Annotated in this window: 16 protein-coding genes; 4 read left to right on the top strand and 12 right to left on the bottom strand. The window is 74.3% G+C overall.

Annotation, left to right across the window (positions count from 1 at the left end; all coding sequences use genetic code 11):
* Nucleotides 1-201: 201 nt before the first annotated feature.
* Entirely contained in the window at nucleotides 202-1,845 is a 1,644-nt protein-coding gene (locus tag FRAAL_RS04265) for a DHA2 family efflux MFS transporter permease subunit (protein ID WP_041938831.1), read from the bottom strand.
* A 304-nt stretch (nucleotides 1,846-2,149) separates the two neighbouring features.
* Here FRAAL_RS04265 and FRAAL_RS04260 point away from each other — a divergent pair, with 304 nt between their 5' ends.
* Nucleotides 2,150-2,986, top strand: a complete 837-nt coding sequence (locus FRAAL_RS04260; protein ID WP_011602220.1) for an alpha/beta fold hydrolase — start codon at nucleotides 2,150-2,152, stop codon at nucleotides 2,984-2,986.
* Nucleotides 2,987-3,076: 90 nt separating this feature from the next.
* On the opposite strand, the gene FRAAL_RS34590 is transcribed toward FRAAL_RS04260, so the two are convergent.
* A complete protein-coding gene (locus tag FRAAL_RS34590) occupies nucleotides 3,077-3,907 on the bottom strand; it encodes an FG-GAP repeat domain-containing protein (protein ID WP_231861502.1) in 831 nt (276 codons plus the stop codon).
* A 441-nt stretch (nucleotides 3,908-4,348) separates the two neighbouring features.
* Between FRAAL_RS34590 and FRAAL_RS04250 the strand changes: the two genes are divergently transcribed.
* On the top strand, nucleotides 4,349-5,860 hold the full coding sequence (locus FRAAL_RS04250) for a methionine--tRNA ligase (RefSeq protein WP_011602217.1): 1,512 nt from the start codon (nucleotides 4,349-4,351) through the stop codon (nucleotides 5,858-5,860).
* Here FRAAL_RS04250 and FRAAL_RS04245 read toward each other — a convergent pair.
* The 8 genes from FRAAL_RS04245 to FRAAL_RS04210 all read right to left on the bottom strand — a co-directional run bounded on the left by FRAAL_RS04245 (nucleotide 5,857) and on the right by FRAAL_RS04210 (nucleotide 16,653).
* On the bottom strand, nucleotides 5,857-8,379 hold the full coding sequence (locus tag FRAAL_RS04245; protein WP_231861670.1) for a heavy metal translocating P-type ATPase: 2,523 nt from the start codon (nucleotides 8,377-8,379) through the stop codon (nucleotides 5,857-5,859). The two genes, FRAAL_RS04250 and FRAAL_RS04245, sit on opposite strands and share 4 nt — an antisense overlap.
* Before the next feature lie 109 nt (nucleotides 8,380-8,488).
* The gene (locus tag FRAAL_RS04240; RefSeq protein WP_041938830.1) at nucleotides 8,489-8,701 is read right to left on the bottom strand and encodes a heavy-metal-associated domain-containing protein; all 213 of its coding nucleotides are present in this window, start codon (nucleotides 8,699-8,701) and stop codon (nucleotides 8,489-8,491) included.
* A gap of 664 nt (nucleotides 8,702-9,365) precedes the next feature.
* Nucleotides 9,366-10,484, bottom strand: coding sequence for a porphobilinogen synthase (gene hemB / locus FRAAL_RS04235; RefSeq protein ID WP_083866705.1), 1,119 nt, complete (start codon nucleotides 10,482-10,484; stop codon nucleotides 9,366-9,368).
* A 95-nt stretch (nucleotides 10,485-10,579) separates the two neighbouring features.
* Entirely contained in the window at nucleotides 10,580-12,400 is a 1,821-nt protein-coding gene (locus FRAAL_RS04230) for a bifunctional uroporphyrinogen-III C-methyltransferase/uroporphyrinogen-III synthase (RefSeq protein WP_011602212.1), read from the bottom strand.
* A 2-nt stretch (nucleotides 12,401-12,402) separates the two neighbouring features.
* Nucleotides 12,403-13,611 carry a hydroxymethylbilane synthase gene (gene hemC, locus FRAAL_RS04225; RefSeq protein ID WP_011602211.1) on the bottom strand — a complete coding sequence of 403 codons (1,209 nt, stop codon included), beginning with the start codon at nucleotides 13,609-13,611 and terminating at the stop codon, nucleotides 12,403-12,405.
* Nucleotides 13,608-15,020: a glutamyl-tRNA reductase gene (locus tag FRAAL_RS04220; protein WP_041938829.1), complete on the bottom strand. Its 1,413-nt coding sequence runs from the start codon at nucleotides 15,018-15,020 to the stop codon at nucleotides 13,608-13,610. The genes hemC and FRAAL_RS04220 overlap by 4 nt, the downstream gene beginning before the upstream one ends.
* Nucleotides 15,017-16,171: a redox-sensing transcriptional repressor Rex gene (locus tag FRAAL_RS04215; RefSeq protein WP_083866704.1), complete on the bottom strand. Its 1,155-nt coding sequence runs from the start codon at nucleotides 16,169-16,171 to the stop codon at nucleotides 15,017-15,019. Before FRAAL_RS04215 ends, FRAAL_RS04220 begins: the two co-directional genes overlap by 4 nt.
* Nucleotides 16,172-16,341: 170 nt before the next feature.
* The gene (locus FRAAL_RS04210) at nucleotides 16,342-16,653 is read right to left on the bottom strand and encodes a glutaredoxin family protein (RefSeq protein WP_011602208.1); all 312 of its coding nucleotides are present in this window, start codon (nucleotides 16,651-16,653) and stop codon (nucleotides 16,342-16,344) included.
* Between the two features lie 182 nt (nucleotides 16,654-16,835).
* Here FRAAL_RS04210 and FRAAL_RS04205 point away from each other — a divergent pair, with 182 nt between their 5' ends.
* On the top strand, nucleotides 16,836-17,762 hold the full coding sequence (locus tag FRAAL_RS04205) for a sigma-70 family RNA polymerase sigma factor (RefSeq protein ID WP_011602207.1): 927 nt from the start codon (nucleotides 16,836-16,838) through the stop codon (nucleotides 17,760-17,762).
* A gap of 286 nt (nucleotides 17,763-18,048) precedes the next feature.
* Entirely contained in the window at nucleotides 18,049-18,930 is an 882-nt protein-coding gene (locus tag FRAAL_RS04200) for an HAD family hydrolase (RefSeq protein WP_041938828.1), read from the top strand.
* Nucleotides 18,931-18,979: 49 nt separating this feature from the next.
* On the opposite strand, the gene FRAAL_RS04195 is transcribed toward FRAAL_RS04200, so the two are convergent.
* On the bottom strand, nucleotides 18,980-20,548 hold the full coding sequence (locus FRAAL_RS04195; protein ID WP_173402675.1) for a 1-acyl-sn-glycerol-3-phosphate acyltransferase: 1,569 nt from the start codon (nucleotides 20,546-20,548) through the stop codon (nucleotides 18,980-18,982).
* A gap of 54 nt (nucleotides 20,549-20,602) precedes the next feature.
* A complete protein-coding gene (locus tag FRAAL_RS04190) occupies nucleotides 20,603-21,643 on the bottom strand; it encodes an NAD-dependent epimerase/dehydratase family protein (RefSeq protein WP_041938827.1) in 1,041 nt (346 codons plus the stop codon).
* Nucleotides 21,644-21,671 lie beyond the last annotated feature (28 nt).

Here is a 21,671-nt window from a genome sequence, read left to right as displayed (position 1 = left end):
TAGGGACCATCTACCTGCCCCCGCAGACGAATGTGGCACATCAGCCCTGGTCAACCGTGGTAGGTGAACAGGGAATGACCGGATCGCCACCGCCTGCGTCGTGGACCGAGTTATCCGTCGCGCTTCTGCCGGACACCGGGTCGACACGTATGCCTCCTGCACGGGATCAGCCCGTCACGGGCACCAGCGCGGGCGTGAGCGTCAGCGCGCCGGGCCGGCCGGCTGCGCCGGTGCGGGGGCGGGCCGGGGTGGGCGGGGCAGCAACAGGAGCGCCACCGCCCCGGCCACCGCCATCAGGGCCAACGGGAGCAGCAGGGTGTGGCGGAAGGCCGCGACCACGCCGCCGGCCGCGGTGGCGGGGATGTCGCCGGAGAGGTCGGCGCCCTGGTCCAGGCCGGCCCGGCTCGCCAGGTTCGACGCGAGCAGCACCGACGTCAGCGCGGTGCCGACGGAGACGGCGACCTGGTTGGTGATGTTCAGCAGGGTGCTGCCGGCGGCGGTGTCCCGGTCGGGCAGGTGACGCATCGCCGTCGTGATCGTGGGCATGATCGTCGCACCGGTCCCGATCCCGGTCACCGCCATCGACGTGAGCAGCTGCCAGTAGGGCGTGTCCCGTTCGAGCAGCAGCAGGGTGGTCAGCAGGCCGGCGGTCGCGATCACGATGCCCGCCCCGACGACGCGCGCCGGCGGAATCCGGTCGATCAGCCGGCTCGCGACCTGCAGCGACACCCCGGTGGTCAGCGCCTGCGGGATGGCCAGCAGTCCGGCCGCCGCCGGGCTCTGCCCCCGGACGAGCTGCCAGTACAGCGGCACGATGAACATCGAGCCGAAGTAGGCGGCCGCGAACAGACCCAGCGTGCCGGCCCCGGAGGCGACGGCCCGCCGTCCCAGCAGGCGCACCTCGACCAGCGGGCGGCGCGTGCGCAGCCGCAGCGCCCGCAGCACGAACACGACGCACAGCGCCAGGCCGAGCAGCGCCGGGACCAGCACGGCCGCCGAAACCAGGGTGCCGCGCCGGCCGCTTTCCGCCAGCCCGTACACGACGGCGGCCAGCCCCGGCCCGATCAGCACGAGCCCCGGCACGTCGAGCCGCTCGCGGGCACCCGCGGGCGCGTCTCGCGGCAGCAGCCACAGCGCCAGCGGGATGGCCACCAGCGCGATCGGCACGTTGATCAGGAAGATCCACCGCCAGGAGTACTCGACGAGCCAGCCGCCGAGCGTCGGCCCGACGAGCGGGCCGACGAGCACGGGCAGGCCCAGCACGCCCATCGTGCGGCCCCGGACCTCCGGCCGCGCGCTGCGCATCGCGATCGTCATCGCGATCGGGTTGACCAGCCCACCGCCGATGCCCTGCAGCACTCGGAAGGCGACCAGCGAACCGATGTTCGGGGCCAGCCCCGCCAGCAGCGAGCCCAGCCCGAACAGGGCCAGCGCGGCGACGTAGACGCGGCGGGTGCCCAGGCGTGCGGCCAGCCATGCGGTCGTCGGCACCGCGACCGCCAGCGCCAGCGTGTACCCGGTGGTGACCCACTGAATCACCGCCAACGGGGCGTGCAGGTCGCGGGAGAGGCTGCGGATCGCGACGTTGGTGATGGTCACGTCGAGCACGACCATCAGCCCGCCGAGCACCAGCACGGCCAGCGTCAGCCGGGTCTGCCGGTCGATTCCCCCAGGCGGCGGCGATACTGCCGGCTCGGCCAGCGTCCCGGCCGACGGACTGGGATCCCGCCAGGGCGCGGCGGAAGCGTTCGCCCGGGCACCTGCGTGCGCGGGGCCGATCTCACCGGCCCGCGGGTTCGGCGCACCTGGACGGTCGGGGGCTGTCCTGGGCGAACTGCCTGCCATCACGGTCCTCCTCGGCCCGGGCCGTCCGGCGGAGTCTCCACCACACCCGGTCGCCCACCACCCTCAAACCTGAAGTCACCATGAAGTCAAGGCGACCGACGCCGGTGGATGAGTAAGACCAGCGGACGTCGGGCAGGTCGGCGATCCGAGCCGGCGAGGCAGAGCACGGCCAGGCCGTGCAGTAGGACAATCGCCCGGTTACAGGTCAGCATCGCCCTCGTCGCGGAGCCGAGGCGTACAACCGGTACCGCCAGGCGGGCTCCAACAGCTCAGACGGCCCAGGGCCGCGGAAAGGGAGGCGGCGATGGCCGTCAACCAGTGCCGAGTCGACGGGGTATCGGTCAGCTACACCGATACCGGTACCGGGCCGGTGTTCCTGTTCGTCCACGGCGTCTATGTGACCGGCGCTTTGTGGAAGGACCTCGTCGCCTCGCTCGGCGACCGGTACCGCTGCATCGTCCCGACCTGGCCCCTCGGCGCGCACGAGCCGGTGGGCGACGCGGACCTGAGCGCCGGGGCGGCCGCCCGTCGAATCGTCCATCTGATCGAGCTTCTCGACCTGGACGACGTGACGGTCGTCGCGAACGACACCGGCGGCGGGCTGGTCCTCACCGCCCTGGGGGACGACTCGTTGGACCTGTCCCGCATCGGCGGGCTCATCCTGACCAACTGTGACAGCTACGAGCACTTCCCGCCGGGGTCGTTCCGGCACATCGTCCGGCTGTGCCGAACCAGCCGCCGGCTCGGCGCTGTCGTGCTGGGCGCGCTCGCCAGCGGGCGCGGCCGTGCGTTCTTCCTGAAGGCGGTCTGCGCGACGGCTGTGCCTCGGGCAAGGCAGGACGAGATTTTCGGGCAGTTCGCGACGAATTCCGGTACCAGACGGGAGGCGGTGCGCGTGACGGCATCCCTCGACCCCGCCCTGACCATGCGGGCGGCTACCGCGATCGAACGGTTCTCCCGGCCCGTCGTGCTGGCCTGGGGCACAGACGACAAGCTCTTTCCGCTCGACCACGCCCGCCGGCTCGAGCAGGCGTTCCCGCACGCCCGACTGGTCGAGATCCCCGACAGTTCCACCTTCGTCATGCTCGACGCTCCCGATCGGCTCGCCAAGGTCATGACCGAGGCCGTCGACGCCCGATAGTCGCTTCTCCCACTCCCGCTTCTTCCGGTCGCTGTGACCCGTCGGTTGCTGTGACCCGTCGTATCGCTACGCCGGTTGGCACCAGGCCGGTCATGGGTTGAGCCGCGCCTGCCCGCAGCCGGCCTCTCCCGAGACCCCGTCACGGATGCCGGGCAGACTGTCGAGGGGGCCGGGGCCGACAGTGCGGTGGGCGAGCGGCACCAGGCTGGCCTGCTGGAATCGGTAGTAGTCGAGGGTCACCGTGTACGCGCCGGACGCGTCACTCGGCCCCGACGCGGTGACGACCGCCGCGGCGGGGACGGCGGCGGGGCGGCACGCCCACGTCGCGACGAAACCGGTTGATCCGCCGTAGGCGAGCCCGGCCTGACTCCCGGCGAGGGTGACCAGGCGCAGGTGACCGTCGACGTAGCGGAAGACGGCCGCGGTCCGGACGGACGCGCCCTGGTCGGCCTGAACGAACACCTCGGCGTGGCCATCGCGATCGGCGTCGGCCGCACCGAGGACGTGGATGTCGACGAACGCAGGGTCGCCGGCCCGAAAACGGACCGAGTCCGTGCCTCCGCCGGTGTAACGGGCCTGGAGCGTCCCCGGCCGGGGGATGGTCAGGGTGTCCGGTCGACCGTCACCGTCGACATCGCCGTCCAGGGCGGCTTCCGACCGGACCGGCGTCGTGCTCGTGCTCGGTGTGCGGTTCGCGGTCGGCCTGCGGGTGGTCGTCGGCGTGCGGGTGGTCGTCGGCGTGCGGGTGGTGGTCGTGCTCGTCGTCGCTGTGCCCGCGGTGGCGGTCGGCGTCGCGGAGATCCCCGTGGTGACGGCACCGCCAGGTGTCGGGGCACCCGACGCTCGGTCGTCGGCGCAGGCGGCGAGGAGGAGCGTCCCGGCGAGGATGGCGAGTCCGGGACGGAGGCGGCTGCGAGGCACGGCATTCCTTCGGTCACATGCTGCTACCTGGCGGATGATCGGATGCCCACGGCACACCACTCCCGGTCAGCCGTGCGTTGTTCACCGATCACCCCACAGGCGTGCCGCTGCCGTGCCGCGGGTGTGCCACCACAACGTGGCCGTCTGCCGGCGGGGGGAGGTGGTCGGCGGGGGGACTCACCGACGCCGAGGTCAGTGTCCATGCCGGTGTGGCCCGCAAGCCGTAGGCGGGCCGGGTCGTGCGCGGCGGCCGCGGTCGGGGCGGGCGGGTAGGATTTCCCTGTGTCGACGGCACGTGTCACCGCCGAGGCGGCGAGCCCCCGGATGATGCTGATGTCCATGCCATCCGGCCTTTTCCGCGCGTCCTGACAGACCACCGATGAGGCCCCGACGGAGCCTCATCAGCGAGGTTGCGCACCGGGGCGGGAGGATCCGAAACCGATGGGTCGCTACTTCGTGACGACGGCCATCCCGTACGTCAACGGCAAGCCGCACGTGGGGCACGCGCTGGAGCTGGTCGAGACCGACGCGTTCGCCCGGCACCTGCGGGCGCGCGGTGACGAGGTCCGGTGTCAGACCGGCACCGACGACAATGCGCTGAAGAACGTCCAGGGCGCCGAGGCCGAGGGAATCACCCCCGCGGAATACGTCGAGCGGGTGGCCGCCCGCTTCATCTCCCTGCGCGAGCCGCTGAGCCTCTCCTTCGACGACTTCATCAAGACCAGCACCGACCCGCGGCACCGGCCCGGCGTGGAGAAGCTCTGGGCGGCCTGCGCCGAGCGCGGCGACTTCTACCGCAAGAGCTACGCCGGCCTGTACTGCGTCGGCTGCGAGCTGTTCTACTCCCCCGACGAGCTGGTCGACGGCCGCTGCCCGGAGCACGGCACCGTGCCGGACCTCGTCGAGGAGAGCAACTGGTTCTTCCGGCTGAGCCGCTATCAGGACCAGTTGCACGAGCTCATCTCCACCGACCGGCTGCGTATCGAGCCGGCCACCCGCAAGCGCGAGGTGCTGTCGTTCATCGAGGCCGGGCTGGAGGACTTCAGCGCATCCCGGAGCATGAGCCGGGCGCGCGGCTGGGGCATTCCGGTGCCCGGCGATCCCGACCAGGTCATCTACGTCTGGTTCGACGCCCTCGGCAACTACATCACCGCACCCGGGTACGGCACCGACGACGCCACCTTCCAGCACTGGTGGAACGACAGCGACGCCCGCGTCCACGTCATCGGCAAGGGCATCATCCGGTTCCACGCCGTCTACTGGCCGGCGATGCTGCTCTCCGCCGGCGTGCGCCTGCCCGACACCATCTTCGTGCACGAGTACCTCACCGCGGACGGCCAGAAGATCTCCAAGTCGGCCGGGAACGCGGAGGACCCGGCGGACATCGTCGCCGCGTCCAACACCGACGCGCTGCGGTGGTGGATGCTGCGCGACGTCGCCCGCAGCGGCGACACCGACTACACCACCGAGCGGCTGCTCGCCCGCGCCAACGAGGACCTGGCGAACAACATCGGTAACCTGGTCAACCGGACCGTGTCGATGGTGAAGCGCTACCGGGACGGGGTGATCCCGCCCGTCGCGGCGGACAACCCGGGGGCAGCGGCGCTGCGGGCGGTTCGGGAGCAGGCCCCGGCGACGATCGATGCGGCGTTCACCGCGTTCGACTTCCGCCGCGCCGCCGAGGCCGTCACGGCGATCGGCAACGAGGGCAACCGCTACGTCGAGGCCGCGCGTCCCTGGGACCTCGCCAAGGCCGAGCGCAAGGAGGACGCGGGCCCCGCCGCCCTCGACGCCGTGCTCGCCGAGCTGGTCGCCACCTGCCGGGAACTCGCGGCGCATCTCACCCCGTTCCTGCCCGACGCGGCGCCGCGCATCGCCGCCCAGTGCGGCGACGGCGGTCCCCGCGTCGCCGACCCCGCCCCGGTGTTCCCCCGCCTGGAGGCCCCGGCCTAGGAGCGCGCCGCGACCGTGGGGGCCGGCCGCGCGGACGGCAACGCCGCGGGGCCGGCTGGCGGCAGCGGGGCGAACCGACGCAGGCGAAGGCTGTTCGTCACGACGAAGACCGAGCTGAACGCCATCGCCGCGCCGGCGATCATCGGGTTGAGCAGCCCAGCCGCGGCCAGCGGGAGCGCCGCCAGGTTGTAGGCGAAGGCCCAGAACAGGTTCCCCCGGATCGTGCGCAGGGTGGCCCGGGCCAGCCGGATCGCGTCCGCCACCAGCCGCGGGTCGGCGTTGACCAGGGTCAGGTCGGACGCCTCGATCGCCGCGTCGGTCCCGCCGCCCATCGCCAGCCCGAGGTCGGCCTGGGCCAGCGCAGCGGCGTCGTTCACCCCGTCGCCGACCATCGCCACGACCCGGCCCTCGCCCTGCAGCCGGCGGACCGTCGCCACCTTCTCCTCGGGCAGCACCTCGGCGATGACGTCCTCGGGCGCGATCCCGACCTCGGCGGCGACCGCGCGGGCCACGGCGTGGGCGTCCCCGGTCAGCAGGACCGGATGCAGGCCGAGGCGGCGCAGGGCGGCGACCGCCTCCGCGGCGGTGGGCCTGACCGTGTCGGCGACGCTGATCAGCCCGCGCGCGGCGCCGTCCCAGCCGACCACGACCGCGGTGCGCCCGGCATCGCGCTCCCGCGCCAGGGCGTCCGCGAGCTCGGCCGGCAGCTCGGCGAACAGGCGGGCCCGGCCGACGACGACCGCCCGGCCCTCGACGGTGCCGCGCACGCCGAGCCCGGCGTCGCTGGCGAAGTCCGTCACCGGCGGCAGCGACCCGCCGGCGGCGGCCCGGGCGGCGTCGGCGACGGCGCGGGCGATGGGGTGCTCGCTGGCGTCCTCGGCCGCCCCGGCCAGGCGGAGCACGTCGGCGGCGCTCTCCCCCGGCGCCGGGTGGACGGCGGCCGTCCGCATCCTGCCGGTGGTGACCGTGCCGGTCTTGTCGAGCAGCACGGTCTGCACCCGCCGCGTCGATTCGAGGACCTCCGGGCCACGGATGAGGATGCCGAGCTGCGCACCCCGCCCCGTGCCGACGAGCAGGGCGGTCGGGGTGGCCAGTCCCAGCGCGCACGGGCAGGCGACGATCAGGACGGCGACCGCGGCGGTGAACGAGGCCGTCGCCGGCTGCCCGGCGGCGAGCCAGGCACCCAGGGTGATCAACGCGGCCGTGATCACGGCCGGGACGAAGACCGCCGAGATCCGGTCGGCCAGCCGCTGGACGCGCGCCTTGCCGCTCTGGGCCTGCTCGACGAGCCGCGCGATACGCGCGAGCTGCGTGTCGGCGCCGACCCTGGTGGCCTGCACGATGAGACGACCACCCGCGTTCACGGTCGCGCCGACCACCGGATCCCCCGGCCCGACCTCCACCGGCACCGACTCGCCGGTGACCATGCTCGCGTCGACCGCGGAGACCCCCTCCAGCACGACCCCGTCGGTCGCGATCTTCTCGCCGGGGCGGACGACGAACTCGTCGCCGGGGCACAGCTCGTCGACCGGGATCCGCGTCTCGACCATCAGACCCCCGGGCCCGGACACCGGACGGCGGACCGTCACGTCCGTCGCCCCGAGGTGCAGCAGGGCACGCAGCGCGGCACCGGAGCGGCGCCGAGCACGCAGCTCAAGGAACCGTCCGGCAAGCAGGAACACCGTGACCCCGGCGGCCACCTCCAGGTAGATCGCGGTGGCGCCGCCGGAGTGCCCGCCGGCGCCGTGGGACATTCCGCCGCCGTGGGACATTCCCGCACCGGCGGTGCCGGTGCCGACGTCGGACAGGCCGCCGGTGAACGAGAACGAGTGCCGCATCCCCGGGTCACCGGCCCCACCAAAGACCAGCGCGTAGAGCGACCACCCGAAGGCCGCGAGCGTGCCGAGGGAGACCAGGGTGTCCATGGTGGCCGCACCGTGCCGGGCGCCGCGAGCCGCCGCGGCGTGGAAGGGGCGGCCGCCCCAGAAGACGACCGGTGTCGCCAGCGCCAGGCTGACCCACTGCCAGTAGTCGAACTGCCAGGCGGGCACCATCGCGAGCACGACCACCGGCAGCGCCAGCACCGCCGAGACGGTCAGGCGCCGGCGCATCGCCCGCAGATCCGCGCCGTGGCGCCCTGCCTCGTCGTCCGCGGCGCTTTCCGCATCGCCGCCGGCGCCGGCCGCATCGCCGGTGGACTCCGTGGCGTCGTCCGAGCCGACGGCGGTCGAACCGACGGCGGTCGAACCGCCCGCTCCTGTCGCGGTCGCCGTCGCGCGGCCTTGCCCGGCGGGCGGCCGCATCGCGGCGGCGGGCAGGTTTGCCGTGTAGCCGGCGGCCTGCACGGCCCCGATCAGCTCGTCGATCGTCACGGGACCCCCCGTGCCTGCCGTGTCGGCCGGCGCCGGCCGGGCGAGGGTGATGGTCGCCTTCTCCGTGGCGTAGTTCACCGAGGCGCTCACGCCGTCGATCCGGTTGAGCTTGCGCTCCACCCGCGCCGCGCAGGACGAGCAGGTCATGCCGCCGATCGCGAGTTCGACCCGGGCCGGCTCACCGGCCTCGACCCCGACGTTGGTCACGCGCTTCCCCTCCCCGGTCCGCCCGGCGACGCACTGCCCGCGGGCTCGGTCAGGCCCGGCCGACCAGTTCGAATCCGGCCTCGGTCACGGCCTCGCGGACGGCGCCGTCCGCCAGCTCCCCGGCGCTCACGACCGTGACCCGGCTGCCCGCGAGATCCACCGCGACGCTGGACACCTCCGGCAACCGCTCCAGCTCCTCGGTGACGGAGCGGGCGCAGTGCTCACAGGTCATTCCGGTCACGGTGTAGGCGGTCGCGGTCATCGCGGTCCTCGTCTCCTCAGCCACAGTCCACAGGCCGAGCGGATCCGCCCGGCAGCCCGAACATACCCCTCCCCCGTATGGCACACAATTACCCCCCAGGGGTACCTGCGACACGGCGACGCAAGTCACGGGAACAGACCTGGACGCGCTTCCCGCAACCCCTGGCCGCGGCGCTGCGCCCCCGCCCAGCCTCCCGAACTTCCCCACCCGCCGGCCGGGCCGGGAAACCCCGCCCGACCCCTGCGCCCGGCAACGCCCTGACCAGCGATCGAGCGCAGGCCGGGCCAAACGGGGTGATCCCCCGGACGGGGGATCACCGCCTGGTGGCCTGGGAGAACGCCGGCGACGTGCGGCCCGGCGACGCGCGGCCCGCGCCGGGTACCCGCCTGCGGCCGGTCGAGTCGGCCGCCCGGCGCCACCATCGACGCATGCCGGAGAAGCCTCACACCGGCGCGCCGCCGCTCAGCGCCCGCCACCATCTGGCCGCACGCCTCCCACCAGTCCGATCGTCGAACGCCCCCGCAATCCGGAGCCCTCGGCGGGCGATTTATCCCTCCGGACAGGCGGGACAGCTGGAGCTGGACCGCACCAGGGTGGGGCCGACTCGGGAGCGGCGAGGGCGGGAGCGACGAGGGCGGGAGCGATGCCGGCAGCGGCGAGGGGGTCAGCGGGGGGCGGCGAGGCCGCGAGCGACCTCGACGGCCCAGTAGGTGAGGATGATGTCGGCGCCGGCGCGGTGGATCGCCGTCAACGTCTCGGCGATCGCCCGGTCCCGGTCGATCCACCCCGCGGCGGCGGCGGCCTCGACCATCGCGTACTCGCCGGAGACCTGGTAGGCGGCGACGGGCACGTCCACGGTGTCCGCGACCGCGCGCAGCACGTCCAGGTACGCCAGCGCCGGCTTGACCATCACGGCGTCGGCGCCCTCGGCGAGATCCAGCGCCACCTCGCGCAGCGCCTCGGCCACCGAGCGGGCCGGGTCCTGCTGGTAGCCGGTGCGGTCGCCGAACTGGGGGGCGCACTCGGCCGCCTCGCGAAACGGGCCGTAGAACGCCGAGGCGTACTTCGCCGAGTAGGCGAGGACCGGCAGGTCGGTGAAGCCCTCGGCGTCCAGCGCCGCCCGGATCGCGCCGACCTGGCCGTCCATCATCCCGCTCGGCGCGACGACCTCGGCGCCGGCGCGGGCCTGCGCCACGGCGATCGAGGCGTAGCGCGCCAGGGTGGCGTCGTTGTCGACCTCGCCGGCGTCGGTCAGCAGGCCGCAGTGGCCGTGGTCGGTGTACTCGTCCAGGCACAGGTCGGTCATCAGCACTATGTCCCCGCCGACCTCGGCGACGAGGTCGGCCAGCGCGAGCTGGACGATCCCGGCGGGGTCGTCGGCGGCCGAGCCCCGGGCGTCCTTCGCCGCCGGCACGCCGAACAGGATCAGCCCGCCGACCCCGGCCTCGACCGCCTCGACGGCGGCCTTGAGCAGCGACGAGCGGGTGTGCTGGACGACGCCGGGCATCGAGGTCAGCGCAACCGGCTGGTCCACACCCTCCTTGACGAACAGCGGCAGGACCAGGTCCGCCGGGTGCAGCCGCACGTTCGACACGAGCCGGCGCAGGGCGGGCGAGCGGCGCAGCCGGCGGGGCCGTGCCGCCGGAAACCCGGCCGACCCCGAACCGGCCGAGCCCGAACCGCCCGAGCCCGGGCTCCCCGGGCCGCCCGACCCCGACCTCGCCGGACCGGAGTTTCCCGCCCCTGCGCCGCCGGCGCCCCGTGCTCCCGCTATCCCGCTCATCAGCCCCGCACCTCCCGACGATGACGACGACGGCCGGCCCACGCCGACGCTACCCGCCCCGCCGCTGCGGCTGGACAGGCCAGGAAGGCGCCGGCCTACCGCCGCGAGCCGCGGCGCGGCTTGGGCAGGCGGGCCGCAAGCGGACCGATCTTGCCCAGCTCCTCGCGGTGCTCGGCGGCGAACTCGGCGAGCGCCCCGACCAGAGCCGGGATGGACGCCTCCGGCGCCTGCACGTCGACGCGCAGCCCGAGTTCCTGGGCGGTCGCCGCGGTCGCGGGGCCGATGACGGCGATCACCGTGGTCTCGTGCGGCTTGCCGGCGATGCCGACGAGGTTGCGCACGGTGGACGAGGAGGTGAACACGACGGCGTCGACCCGGCCCCCCTTGAGCGCCTCGCGGATCGGGGCGGGCGGCGGGGCGGCCCGGACCGTGCGGTAGGCGGTCACGTCGTCGACCTGCCAGCCGCGGTCCTTCAGGCCCGCGACCAGGGTCTCGGTGGCGATGTCGGCCCGCGGCAGCAGCACCCGGTCGAGCAGGTCGAGCGACTCGTCGTACTCCGGCCAGTCCTCCAGCAGGCCCTCGCTGGACTGCTGGCCGGTGGGGACCAGGTCGGGACGGATCCCGAAGGCGCGCAGGGCCTCGGCGGTCGCCTCGCCGATCGCCGCCACCTTGACCCCGGCGAAGGCGCGGGCGTCCAGGCTGCGCTCCTCGACCTTCTCCTGCACGGCGCGCACGGCGTTGACGGAGGTGAAGGCGACCCACTGGTAACGCCCGGACACCAGGCCGGTGATCGCGCGTTCCATCGGGGCGGCGGTCCGCGGCGGCTCGACCGCGATCGTCGGCACCTCCAGCGGACTCGCACCGTGCGAACGCAGCAGGTCGGACAGGATCGCCGCCTGCTCCTTGGTCCGCGGCACCAGCACCGTCCAGCCGAACAGCGCCCGGGTCTCCCACCAGGACAACTTCGTCCGGGTGGCGACGACGGCCCCGACGGAGAGCACGACCTGAGTGATCGGCGCGGGGGCGGCGGTCAGCAGCGGCGCGACGTCCGCCTCGACCCGGTCGAGGGTCGAGGTGACGGTGCGCTGGTCGGTGGTGGTGCCGTCCACGGTGACCGCGATCGGGGTGTCCCCGGGGCGGCCGTGCTCCACCAGGGCCGCCGCGACCTTGCCGACCTCGGTCGGCGCCGCGGTGACCACGAGCGTGCCGGGCGCCTGGGCGAGCGCGGCCCAGTCGACGTCGCCGGGCGAGGGAACCGGCGCGCCGAACCCGCCGAACCCACCCGGGCTGCCCAGCCCCAGCGGCGACCCGAAGCCGGCGCCCAGCCCGCCGCCGAGGCCGCCGCCCAGCCCGGTCATCGGACGGGCGCCGAGCCGGCCGGCGCCGAAGGGCGGGCCGGTCAGCGGGCCCACGGGCTCGCCCACGCCGAACGGCGACGGCGCCGGGAGCGTCCCCGACGAGGAGAACACGCCCGACGTGCTGGCGAAGGTGATCGGCGAGCCGGGCGCGACACCGGCGTAGGTGGCCACCGCGGCGCCGGTGAGGACCCCGGGCACGACCCGGTAGGGAATCTTGGCCTTGGCGAGCGCCTGGGCGTCGGCGGCGCCGATGCGGGTCAGCCACGGGTCCGACGCGTAGAGCCGGACGACCCTGTCCCCGGCACGGGCCCGGCTGACCACCGCGGCGGTGGCCGCCTCGGCGTCGCGGACCGGCTTGGACGCCTCCAGGTCCCCGATGCGCAGCACCTCGGCGGAGAGGTTCTCCACGACGGCGGGCGCGACGTCGGGGTCGGCGACGACGAGGTCGGCCGACGAGAGGGTCTCGACCGCGAGGACGGTCAGCAGGCCCGGGTCACGGGGGCCGGCACCCACGAGTGCGACCGGGGAGACGGGCTTCTTCGTGCGTCGGGTGGCCATGCTCAGCGAATTCCCATCAGCGAGTGTGCTCCGGCGGACAGCAGGTCGTCCGCGAGGCGCTGCCCGAGCGCCTCCGGGTCGACGGCGGACCCGGTCACGTCACGCCGGAGGACGGTGCTGCCATCCGGCGCGGCGACGACCGCCCGCAGGCGCAGTCGACCCGCGGGGGACGCATCGCCGGCCGGTGCCACAGTGCCGACGGCCGCCGCCGGCGCAGGCTCTGCCACTGCCAAAGCGCCGACCGGGGCGGTGCATCCAGCCTCGATCCCAGCGAGAAACGCGCGTTCCGCTCTGATCGCGACGGACGACGATGCGTCATCGAGCACAAACCGTAGCAGCTCGGCAAGGCCACCATCGAGCGGCTGACCATGATCTGACCGCGTTTGGCCACTGTTCCGTCCCACATCCGGACCCCGGCCCCGCCCGTCCCGCCCGGCCTCCGCGCCCGGGCGATCCCCGTCGGCGTGGTCCCCGGCCCCGGCCGCGACCAGCGCGCGGGCCGGTCCGGCCAGCCTGAGCCCGGCCTCCGCGGCGCACTCGACCGCCAGCGCGCCCTGGCCGGGCGCCGGCAGCATGACCTCGGGGTCGAGGATCTCCGTGACGGCGTCCAGACGGTCCAGGCGCGCCAGTCCCGCATAGGCGAGGACGACGGCGTCGACCTCGCCGTCGATGGCCTTCTTCAGCCGGGTGTCGACATTGCCGCGGATCGCGACCACGTCGAACCCGAGCCCGAGCGCCCGCAGCTGGGCGGCGCGGCGCGGGGCGCCGGTCGCGACCCGGGCGCCCGGCCCGAGCGCGGCGAGCCCCCGCCCGCTGGGCGAGACGAGCACGTCCCGGGTGTCCTCCCGGGTCGGGACGGCGGCGAGCACGAGGCCGGGCGGGGTGGCCGTCGGCAGGTCCTTCAGGGAGTGCACGGCCAGGTCGATCTCGCCGGCCAGCAGGGCGTCGCGCAGCGCGCTGACGAACACGCCGGTACCGCCGATCTGACTGATCTCCGCGGGCGACCGGTCACCGGCGGTTACGATCGGAACGAGGTCGACCGCGCAGCCCACCCTCTCCCGCAACTGCGCGGCGATCATGCCGGACTGGGTCAGGGCCAGCGCGGAACGACGCGTGCCCAGCCGCAGCCGGCGACCCGCGAACCGGGCGCGCAGCGTCGCGCCCAGGGCCGTCGGGTCGGTCTCGGTGCTGGTCGGCTCCATCGCCGTCACGAACGCTCCACAAGATCAAGATCGGGCGCGGACACCACGGCGGGCACCTCGCGCGGCAGATCGAACAGTTCCCGCAGGGCCTCGGCGTAGGAATCGCCGCCGGGCGCGCCGGCGAGCTGCTGCACCCGCACGGTCGGGGCGTGCAGCAGCTTGTCGACGACGCGGCGGACCGCGCCCTCCACCAGTTCCCACTCCCGATCGTCGAGGTCGGGCAGGCGGGAGTGCAACCGGGCAAGCTCGCCGTGCACGACGGAGTCGGCGTGCGCCCGCAGCGCGACCACGGTCGGCGCGACCCGACCCGCGCGGCGGCGGTCGAGGAAGCCCGCGACCTCGGTCGAGACCAGGGCGCGGACCGCCTCCACGTCGTGCGCCACCTGGGCGCCGTCGAGCGCGACCCGCAGCGCCTCCAGATCGATCAGGCTCACCCCGGGCAGGGCGCGCACGCCCGGGTCGATGTCGTGCGGCAGGGCCAGGTCGAGGAACACCAGCGGTCGCCCGCCGCGCCCGGGCAGCGCGGCGGCCACGAGGTCGTGGTCGACGACGAGACCGGTGGCGCCGGTCGAGGAGATCACCAGGTCGGCCATGAGGATCTCGTGCGGAAGGTCGGTCAGGCCGACGGCTCGGCCGTCGTGCATCTCGGCGACCCGAGCCGCCCGGGCCGGGGTCCGGTTGGCGATCACGATCTCCGTGGCGCCGGCCCGGCGGGCGGTCTGCGCCGCCAGCGAGCCGACCGCGCCGGCACCGATGAGCAGCACCCGGGCACCCGCCAGCGGCGGCGGCTCGGCCACGGGCGCGGCGAGCACCGCGGCGCCCCCGAGCTCGCCCGCGACCCCGCCCGGCGGCGCGACCGGCACGGCCGGCACCTCGCTGAGGATCCCGAGGCTGGAGGCGGCGAGCCGGATGCCCACCGCGACGATCGAGGCGCCGGCGGCGTCGATCGACGTCTCGGAGTGGGCCCGCTTGCCGACCCGCAGCGCCGCCTGGAACAGCCCGGACAGCGCGCTGCCCGCGACCCCGGCCGACTGCCCGGTCCGGAACGCGCCGCGCACCTGCCCGAGAATCTGCGACTCGCCGACGAGCATCGAGTCCAACCCGCAGACCACGGAGAACAGGTGGCCGACCGCGCGGGCGTCGTGGTGGACGTACAGATGGCCGGCCAGATCACCGAGATCGATCCCGGAGATGCGACTGAGCTGGTCGGAGATGTCGGCCACCCCGCCGTGGAAGGTCTCGACGTCGGCGTAGATCTCGGTCCGGTTGCAGGTCGAGAGCACGACCGCCTCGTTGACGTGCGCCGCGGCGGCGAGATCGTGCAGGACCTTCGGGGTGTCGTCGCCGGACACCGACGCCTGCTCGAGCAGCGAGGTCGGGGCGGTCCGGTGGTTGAGGCCCACCACCAGCAGGCTCACGACACCCCACCCCCCGCCAGACCCTGCGCGCGTCCTCCGGCCAGACCCCACCGGCGGTCGCCGGCGAACGGTGCGCCCGCGCCCGGCGGGGTGCCGCGGCTCGGCGGGGACGGCTCGCCGGTATGGACCCGGTGCGGTGCCGGCTGCCCGAGCCGGCTCTCCCGGACCGGCCCGACCTGACGAACCGCCTGCGCCGGCCGTGTCTGTCCGGCTTGACGAGTCACCCGCACGACCTCATCCGTCTCGGTCCTCACCCTGGTTGTCTCGCCCGAGGCGGTCTCCCCGGCCGAGCGCCCGTCCGCCGCGGTCTCGGCGGCGGGAAACCCCTGCGATGCCTGACGGGCTCGATCGGGCCACGCGCCGTCCGGCGACGCCCCGTCGGCGCCCGTCCCGTCGAGGCTCGCGACAGCGCCGGTGCCGGCGAGCGCCGGCCCACCGGGCGGTCCCTCGCGAGGCGCGGACGGACGTTTCCGTGCCTCATGGAAGGAAAGGATCTGAAGCTCCACGGCGAGGTCGACCTTACGCACGTCCACCCCTTCCGGCACCGACAGCACCGTGGGGGCGAAGTTGAGAATGCTCGTGACCCCCGCGGCGACCAGTCGGTCACACACCTGTTGCGCCGCGGCGGCCGGAGTGCAGATCACGCCGATCGTGACCGTGCACTCGACGATGACCCGCTCCAGCTCGTCCACGGGCCGGACGATCACCGAACCGACCCGTTCGCCGACCCGTTCCGGATCCGCGTCGACCAGAGCCACGATACGGAAGCCGCGGGCGTGGAACCCGCCGTAGCCGGCCAGGGCGTGACCAAGGTTGCCGACGCCGACGAGCACCACCGAGCGGTCCTCGGTGAGGCCGAGCTTCGCGGCGATGCAGTCGAGCAGGACGTCGACCTCGTAACCGACGCCCCGCGTCCCGTAGGAACCGAGGTGGGAAAGGTCCTTGCGGACCTTCGCCGGGGTGACGCCGGCGGCGGCGGCCAGGGTGTCCGAAGACACAGTGTGCACCCCACCCTCCGCGAGCGTGGTCAGTACCCGGAGGTAGAGGGGCAGCCGGGCGACCGTGGCCTCCGGCACCACGGAGCGGCCGGAATGCGGTTCACTGCGGGCTCGTCGCCGGATCACCGCTGGGCGACGCCGGGGCTGGCTCATCCGCGGCTCCGATCTGTGGGCGCGCGTCGCCGCCCGGAGCTGTGCGCCCGAACCCGTGGCCCCGCCGACCCTCCGCATGCGGTTGCCGGCGCCACAAGTCGGCTGTCGACGGGCAGTGTACGACTTCGTGAAGGGATTCACGAAGTGCTGGGGAGAGCCCGACCAGCGGATCAGCGACCCCCGCCGGAACGCAGGGACCACCGGCGTCCGGCCAGCGCCCGCCGCAGCCGCTCCTCCTCCACCCGCCAGTAACCGTGTTCCCGACCGTCGACCAGGATGACCGGCACCCGGTCGCCGTACTCGTCGGCCAGCCGCGGATCGGCGTCGACATCCGCTTCGCGCCACCCGACCCTCTCCTGCTCCGCCACCCGCGCGACCGCGTCCCGCGCGGTGTCGCACAGATGACAGCCCACCCGGGTGAGCAGGGTGATCCGAGCGCTCCCGCCGCCGGGCTGCGCCGATCCCGACCCGTCGTCGTCCATAACCCGATGGTAAGTCCGCCGCGAGGCGGCTTCCGCCGGTCACGACGGTGACCGGGACCGGCGCGACCTCGATCTACGACTGCCGCGCGTTCGTCTTGCGGCTACACTCAGCTACCTGCGCCCTCACGTGCACCGGGCCTGCCGGCCCGTCCTGTCGCGACTGCATCCTCCGGAGCCGGGCTGTGACCGACTGCACGCTCGCCGACCTCGCCGCCGGCCTCGCCGCGGTGCGGCGCGGTCCGGACGCGTGGCTGCGGTCGCCGGCTCCCCTACTGCCCAGCGACGCGCGGATCCGCGTGACCCTGCGCCGGTTCTGGTCGGCAGTCGCGGCCGTGGCCGTCCCCCTGCCGGCAGCCGGGACGCCCACCGAGACACCGCCCTCGGTGGGCGAGGCAGGTGGGGCGGGCGGCAGGGCAGGCGGGGGTGCCGAGGCGGTCCGGATGGGCCCCGCGGCACGCCGCGGTCGGCCTGCCCCCGAACAGCTCGGGGCTGGCAGCCCGACCCAGGGCCGCGGCACGGCCGCCCCCGAGGGACCGACGGAGTCGGAGCGCGCCGCCCTCGTCGCGCGGGCCCGCCAGGGCGACGCCGAGGCCTTCGGCCTGCTCTACGACCACTACGCCGAGCTGGTGTTCCGGTACGCGCTGTACCGGCTGGGCGGCGACCCCGTCGCGGCCGAGGACATCGTCAGCGAGACGTTCCTGCGAGCACTGCGCACCATCGGCGCGTTCCGCTGGCAGGGCCGCGACATCGGGGCGTGGTTCGTCACCATCGCCCGCAACCTGCTGATCGACCAGGCCCGCTCGGCGCGGCGCCGGTTCGAGATCCCGACCGCCGACATCCTCGCCGCGGCGGACGAGCGGGCCACCGCGCTCGCCGTGCCCGGCCCGGAGGAGTCGATCGTCGCCGTGCTGACCCACCGCGAGCTGCTGGACGCGGTCCGCCGGCTGCGCCCGGACCAGCAGGAGTGCATCGCACTGCGGTTCCTGGAGGGCCTGTCGGTCCGGGAGACGGCACTCGCGATGGGCCGCAACGAAGGTGCCGTGCGGGCGCTGCAGCTGCGCGCCCTGCGCGCCCTCGCCCGCAGCCTGCCCGCGGCGGGGCCGGCCTGACGGCCCGGGCACCCACCGGCGCCGGTGACGACGGATCTTCGGATCATCCGTGGACCACGACACCTTTCTTGCCCCACCGGCACTTTTGCGCCGCCGGATCTGAACCGCCTGCAGCCACCGACAGGGGTCGGGCCGTAGTCTGACGGCGTGCCGACGAACCGAGGTGTGGAATCTGACGCGCCGAGGTGGTGACGACGAGTGGGCGGTGGGCCTGTCACCGTCCGGGCCGAGCGTCACCGTCCGGGCCGAGCCCCTCGCTCCACCGCGAACTGCATGGAGATGACTGATGAGGGTGCGACGCAGGGGTGTGGCCGAGACCAGGCAGGCGGCCGAGGCGGCCGCCATCGCCGCGTTGAAGGTCGCGGCCGAAGAGGTTCCCCGGCCCCCGCTCGACGAGTCCGCCGCCGCGTTCTTCGACGTGGACAACACGATGATGGCCGGCGCCTCGATCTTCTACTTCGCCCGCGGCCTCGCCGCGCGGGACTTCTTCGACTCGCGTGACCTGCTCCGGTTCGGCTGGCAGCACGTCACGTACCGGCTGCGCGGCCACGAGAACCCGGACGGGATGCGCGACGCCCGGGAGACGGCCCTGGCCTTCGTGGCCGGGCGCTCGGTCGCCGAGATCGTCCGCTACGGCGAGGAGATCTACGACGAGCGGATGGCCGAGCAGATCTATTCCGGCGCGCACGCCCTGGCCCAGCAGCACCTGGACGCCGGCCAGCGGGTGTGGCTGGTCACCGCGACGCCCGTGGAGCTCGCCTCGGTCATCGCCCGACGTCTCAGCCTGACCGGCGCGCTCGGCACGGTCAGCGAGGTCACCGACGGCACCTACACGGGCCACCTGGTCGGCGGGCTGCTCCACGGCCAGGCCAAGGCCGAGGCGGTGCAGGCGCTCGCCGAGCGGGAGGGGCTGGACCTGTCCCGGTGCTGGGCCTACTCCGACTCGATCAATGATCTGCCGATGCTCTCGCTGGTCGGCCACCCGGTGGCGATCAATCCGGATCCCGACCTCAAGACGGTCGCCCGCGAGCGGGAGTGGCCGATCAAGGACTTCCGCACGGCCCGCAAGGCGGTCAGGATCGGCATTCCGGCCGCGGCCGGCGCCGGCGCGCTGGCCGGCGGCGTCGCCGCCGGGATGGCGCTGCGTCGCCGGGTGGCCAGCGTCTGATCGCCGCGGCCCGCCGCGGTCGGCCGGCCCGGCCGCGGCGTCGCTCGGCTCAGAAGAACACCGACCGGCGCTGCATCAGCAGGCTGTACAGCGTGTGCTGGATGGTCTCGCGGATGCGGTCGGTGAGTTCGAAGACGAGCATCGGATCGTCCGCCGCCTCCGCCGGGTAGGAATCCGTCGGCACCGGCTCCCCGAACTCGATGATCCACTTAGACGGCAGCGGGATCAGGCCCAGCAGGCCCAGCCACGGGAAGGTGGGCGTGATCGGCAGGTAGGGCAGGCCGAGCAGGCGGGCGAGCGACTTCGCGTTGCCGATCATCGGGTAGATCTCCTCGGCGCCGACGACCGTGCACGGGATGATCGGCACCCCGGTCCGCAGCGCGGCGGAGACGAAGCCGCCCCGGCCGAAGCGCTGCAGCGTGTAGCGCTCGCTGAACGGCTTGCCCACGCCCTTGAAGCCCTCCGGCCAGACTCCCACCAGATGCCCCGCGGTGAGCAGCCGCTCCGCGTCCGCCTGACAGGCCAGCGTGTTACCGATCTTGCGGGCCAACGGGGCGAGAAAAGGCACGGCGAACACCAGGTCGGCCGCGAGCATCCGCAGGTTGCGGTGGGCGGGATGGTGATCGAGGATCGCCATCGCCATCATCAGCGCGTCCATCGGCAGGGTGCCGGAATGGTTGGCCACCACCAGCGCGCCGCCGACGTCGGGAATGTTCTCCAGCCCGCGCGTCTCGACCCGGAAGTAGTCGCGGTAGACGGGGCGCAGCAGCGGTGCGATCACGTGCTCGGTGAGGTCGGGATCGAACCCGTGCTCGTCGACGACGTAGTCGCCGGTGATGCGCCGGCGCAGGAAGGCCAGTACGCCGGCCAGGGCCGTCTCCAGGTCGCCGGCCTCGAAGCCGCCGCGGTCGCTTTCGGTGGTGCCGTCCTCGGCGCTGCTTGCGGCACCGCCGTCCACGCTGATCCGCGGGACCTGCCTCGCGGTGGCGCCCGGTCCGGAGCTCGCCCGGTCGCCGGCGGTGCGCCCTGCGGAGGTGCGGCCCGCGGCGGTGCGACCACCGCCGGTGCGGTCTGCTGCGGTACGGCCGGTGCCGGTGCTGGTGCCGGTGCGGTCGCTGCCGGTGCCGTCACGGGTGGCGGCGGTGGCGGGGTCGGTGACGGCGGCCGGGTCGCCGGCGGCACGGTCGGTGGGCCCTGGGCGGCTGGTAGGCCGCTTCGCTCGTGAGGGGCGGGCGCCGTTGAGCCGATGCACACCCGGGTCGACCCGCCGTCGGGGAGCGGGCTCGCCGGCATCCGCAGCGGCCGAATCGACGCTCCCCGCAACGCCGTGGGTGGCGGCCGCGGACGCCCCCGTCATCGCATCCGCCGCCGGGGCGTCCGCCGACAGGGCACCCGACGGTGGGGCATCCGACGGTGGGGCATCCGCCGCCGGGGCATCCGACGGTGGGGCGTCCGCGGCGGATCCGCCGGGCCGCGCGGGCCGGGCCGCCGGAGTGCGGGCGGCGGGTCGCGGGCGGGCGCGGCGGGCCGGGCGGGCGCCGTCCGCCAGGCCCGCTCGCTCCTCGCTGTTCAGCGGGATGATCTGCGCGTCCCCCCGGGACTCGTCACGGTCCGCCATGCGCTGCGCCCTCCCCCGTCCGCCGTGGCCGGCCGTTCCCACCCGTCGGAGGCGTCACGGCGAACCCACCAGCCGGCGCCGGTCCAGCGAGCCGAGCAGGCCGTGCTCGATCCGGGACACCAGCTCGTGGTCGATGGTGAACCGCAGGTCGCGATACCGGACGAAGTTGTCGAAGGTCTCCACGGTCGAGTATCGGGGCCGGTACCCGAAGACCGTCTTCAGGCGGGCGGTGTCGACCGCGCGCCCGTGGGCGAGCAGATCGAGCTGCTCGGCGGAGAAGTCGACGAGCCGCAGCCGGCGGGCAACGCCGCCGAGCGCGCCGATCGCCGGAAAGGGCACCGGCAGGTAGGGGCGGCCCGCCCGACGGATCGCCTGGGAGAGCAGCAGCACCCCGTCCCCGGCGACGTTGAACGTGCCCGCGTGGTCGCCGCGGGTCGCGCGCAGGAGGACCGCGAGGGCGTCGTCGGAGTGCAGAAGCTGGATGCGAGGGTCGAAGCCGAGCACCGTCGGCACCACCGGCAGGTCCAGGTACCGGGCGAGCGGGCTGTCCACCTGCGGACCAAGGATGTTGGTGAAGCGCAGCACCGTGACCGCGATGTCGGGTCGGCGCCGGCTGAAGCCGCGCACGTAGCCCTCGACCTCGACGGCGTCCTTCGCGTAGCCGCCGGTGGGCAGGGATCGCGGCTCGGTGTCCTCGGTGAACAGCGCCGGGTCGCGCGGGGAGGAGCCGTAGATCGACGTCGTCGACTTCACGACCAGCCGGCTGACGCTCCTCGCCTTCTGGCAGGCGGCAAGGAGCTGCATCGTGCCGATCACGTTGATCTCCTTCATCGCGGCCCGGCCGCCCGCCCCCAGCGGGGTCGCGATGACGTTGAGATGCAGCACCGTGTCGACCTCCGTGGTGGAGATGACCTTGGCGATCAACGGGTGCCGGATGTCGGCGCGGACGAACCGGGTGCGACCGAGATCCGCGTCGGGCGCCGCCGTGTCGACCCCGACCACGGCCTCGATGGCGGGATCCGCGGCGAGAGCCATCGCCACCTGGGCACCCAGCGGCCGCGCGACACCGGTAACCAGCACCCGGCGTGGTCTCATGACAGTCTCCCCGCAACGCCCGCAGGTG

The sequence above is a fragment of the Frankia alni ACN14a genome, from assembly GCF_000058485.1.
GTDB classification, from domain to species: domain Bacteria; phylum Actinomycetota; class Actinomycetes; order Frankiales; family Frankiaceae; genus Frankia; species Frankia alni.
Note: the sequence above shows the minus strand (reverse complement) of the source record. Positions and strands in the feature narration are given on the sequence as shown.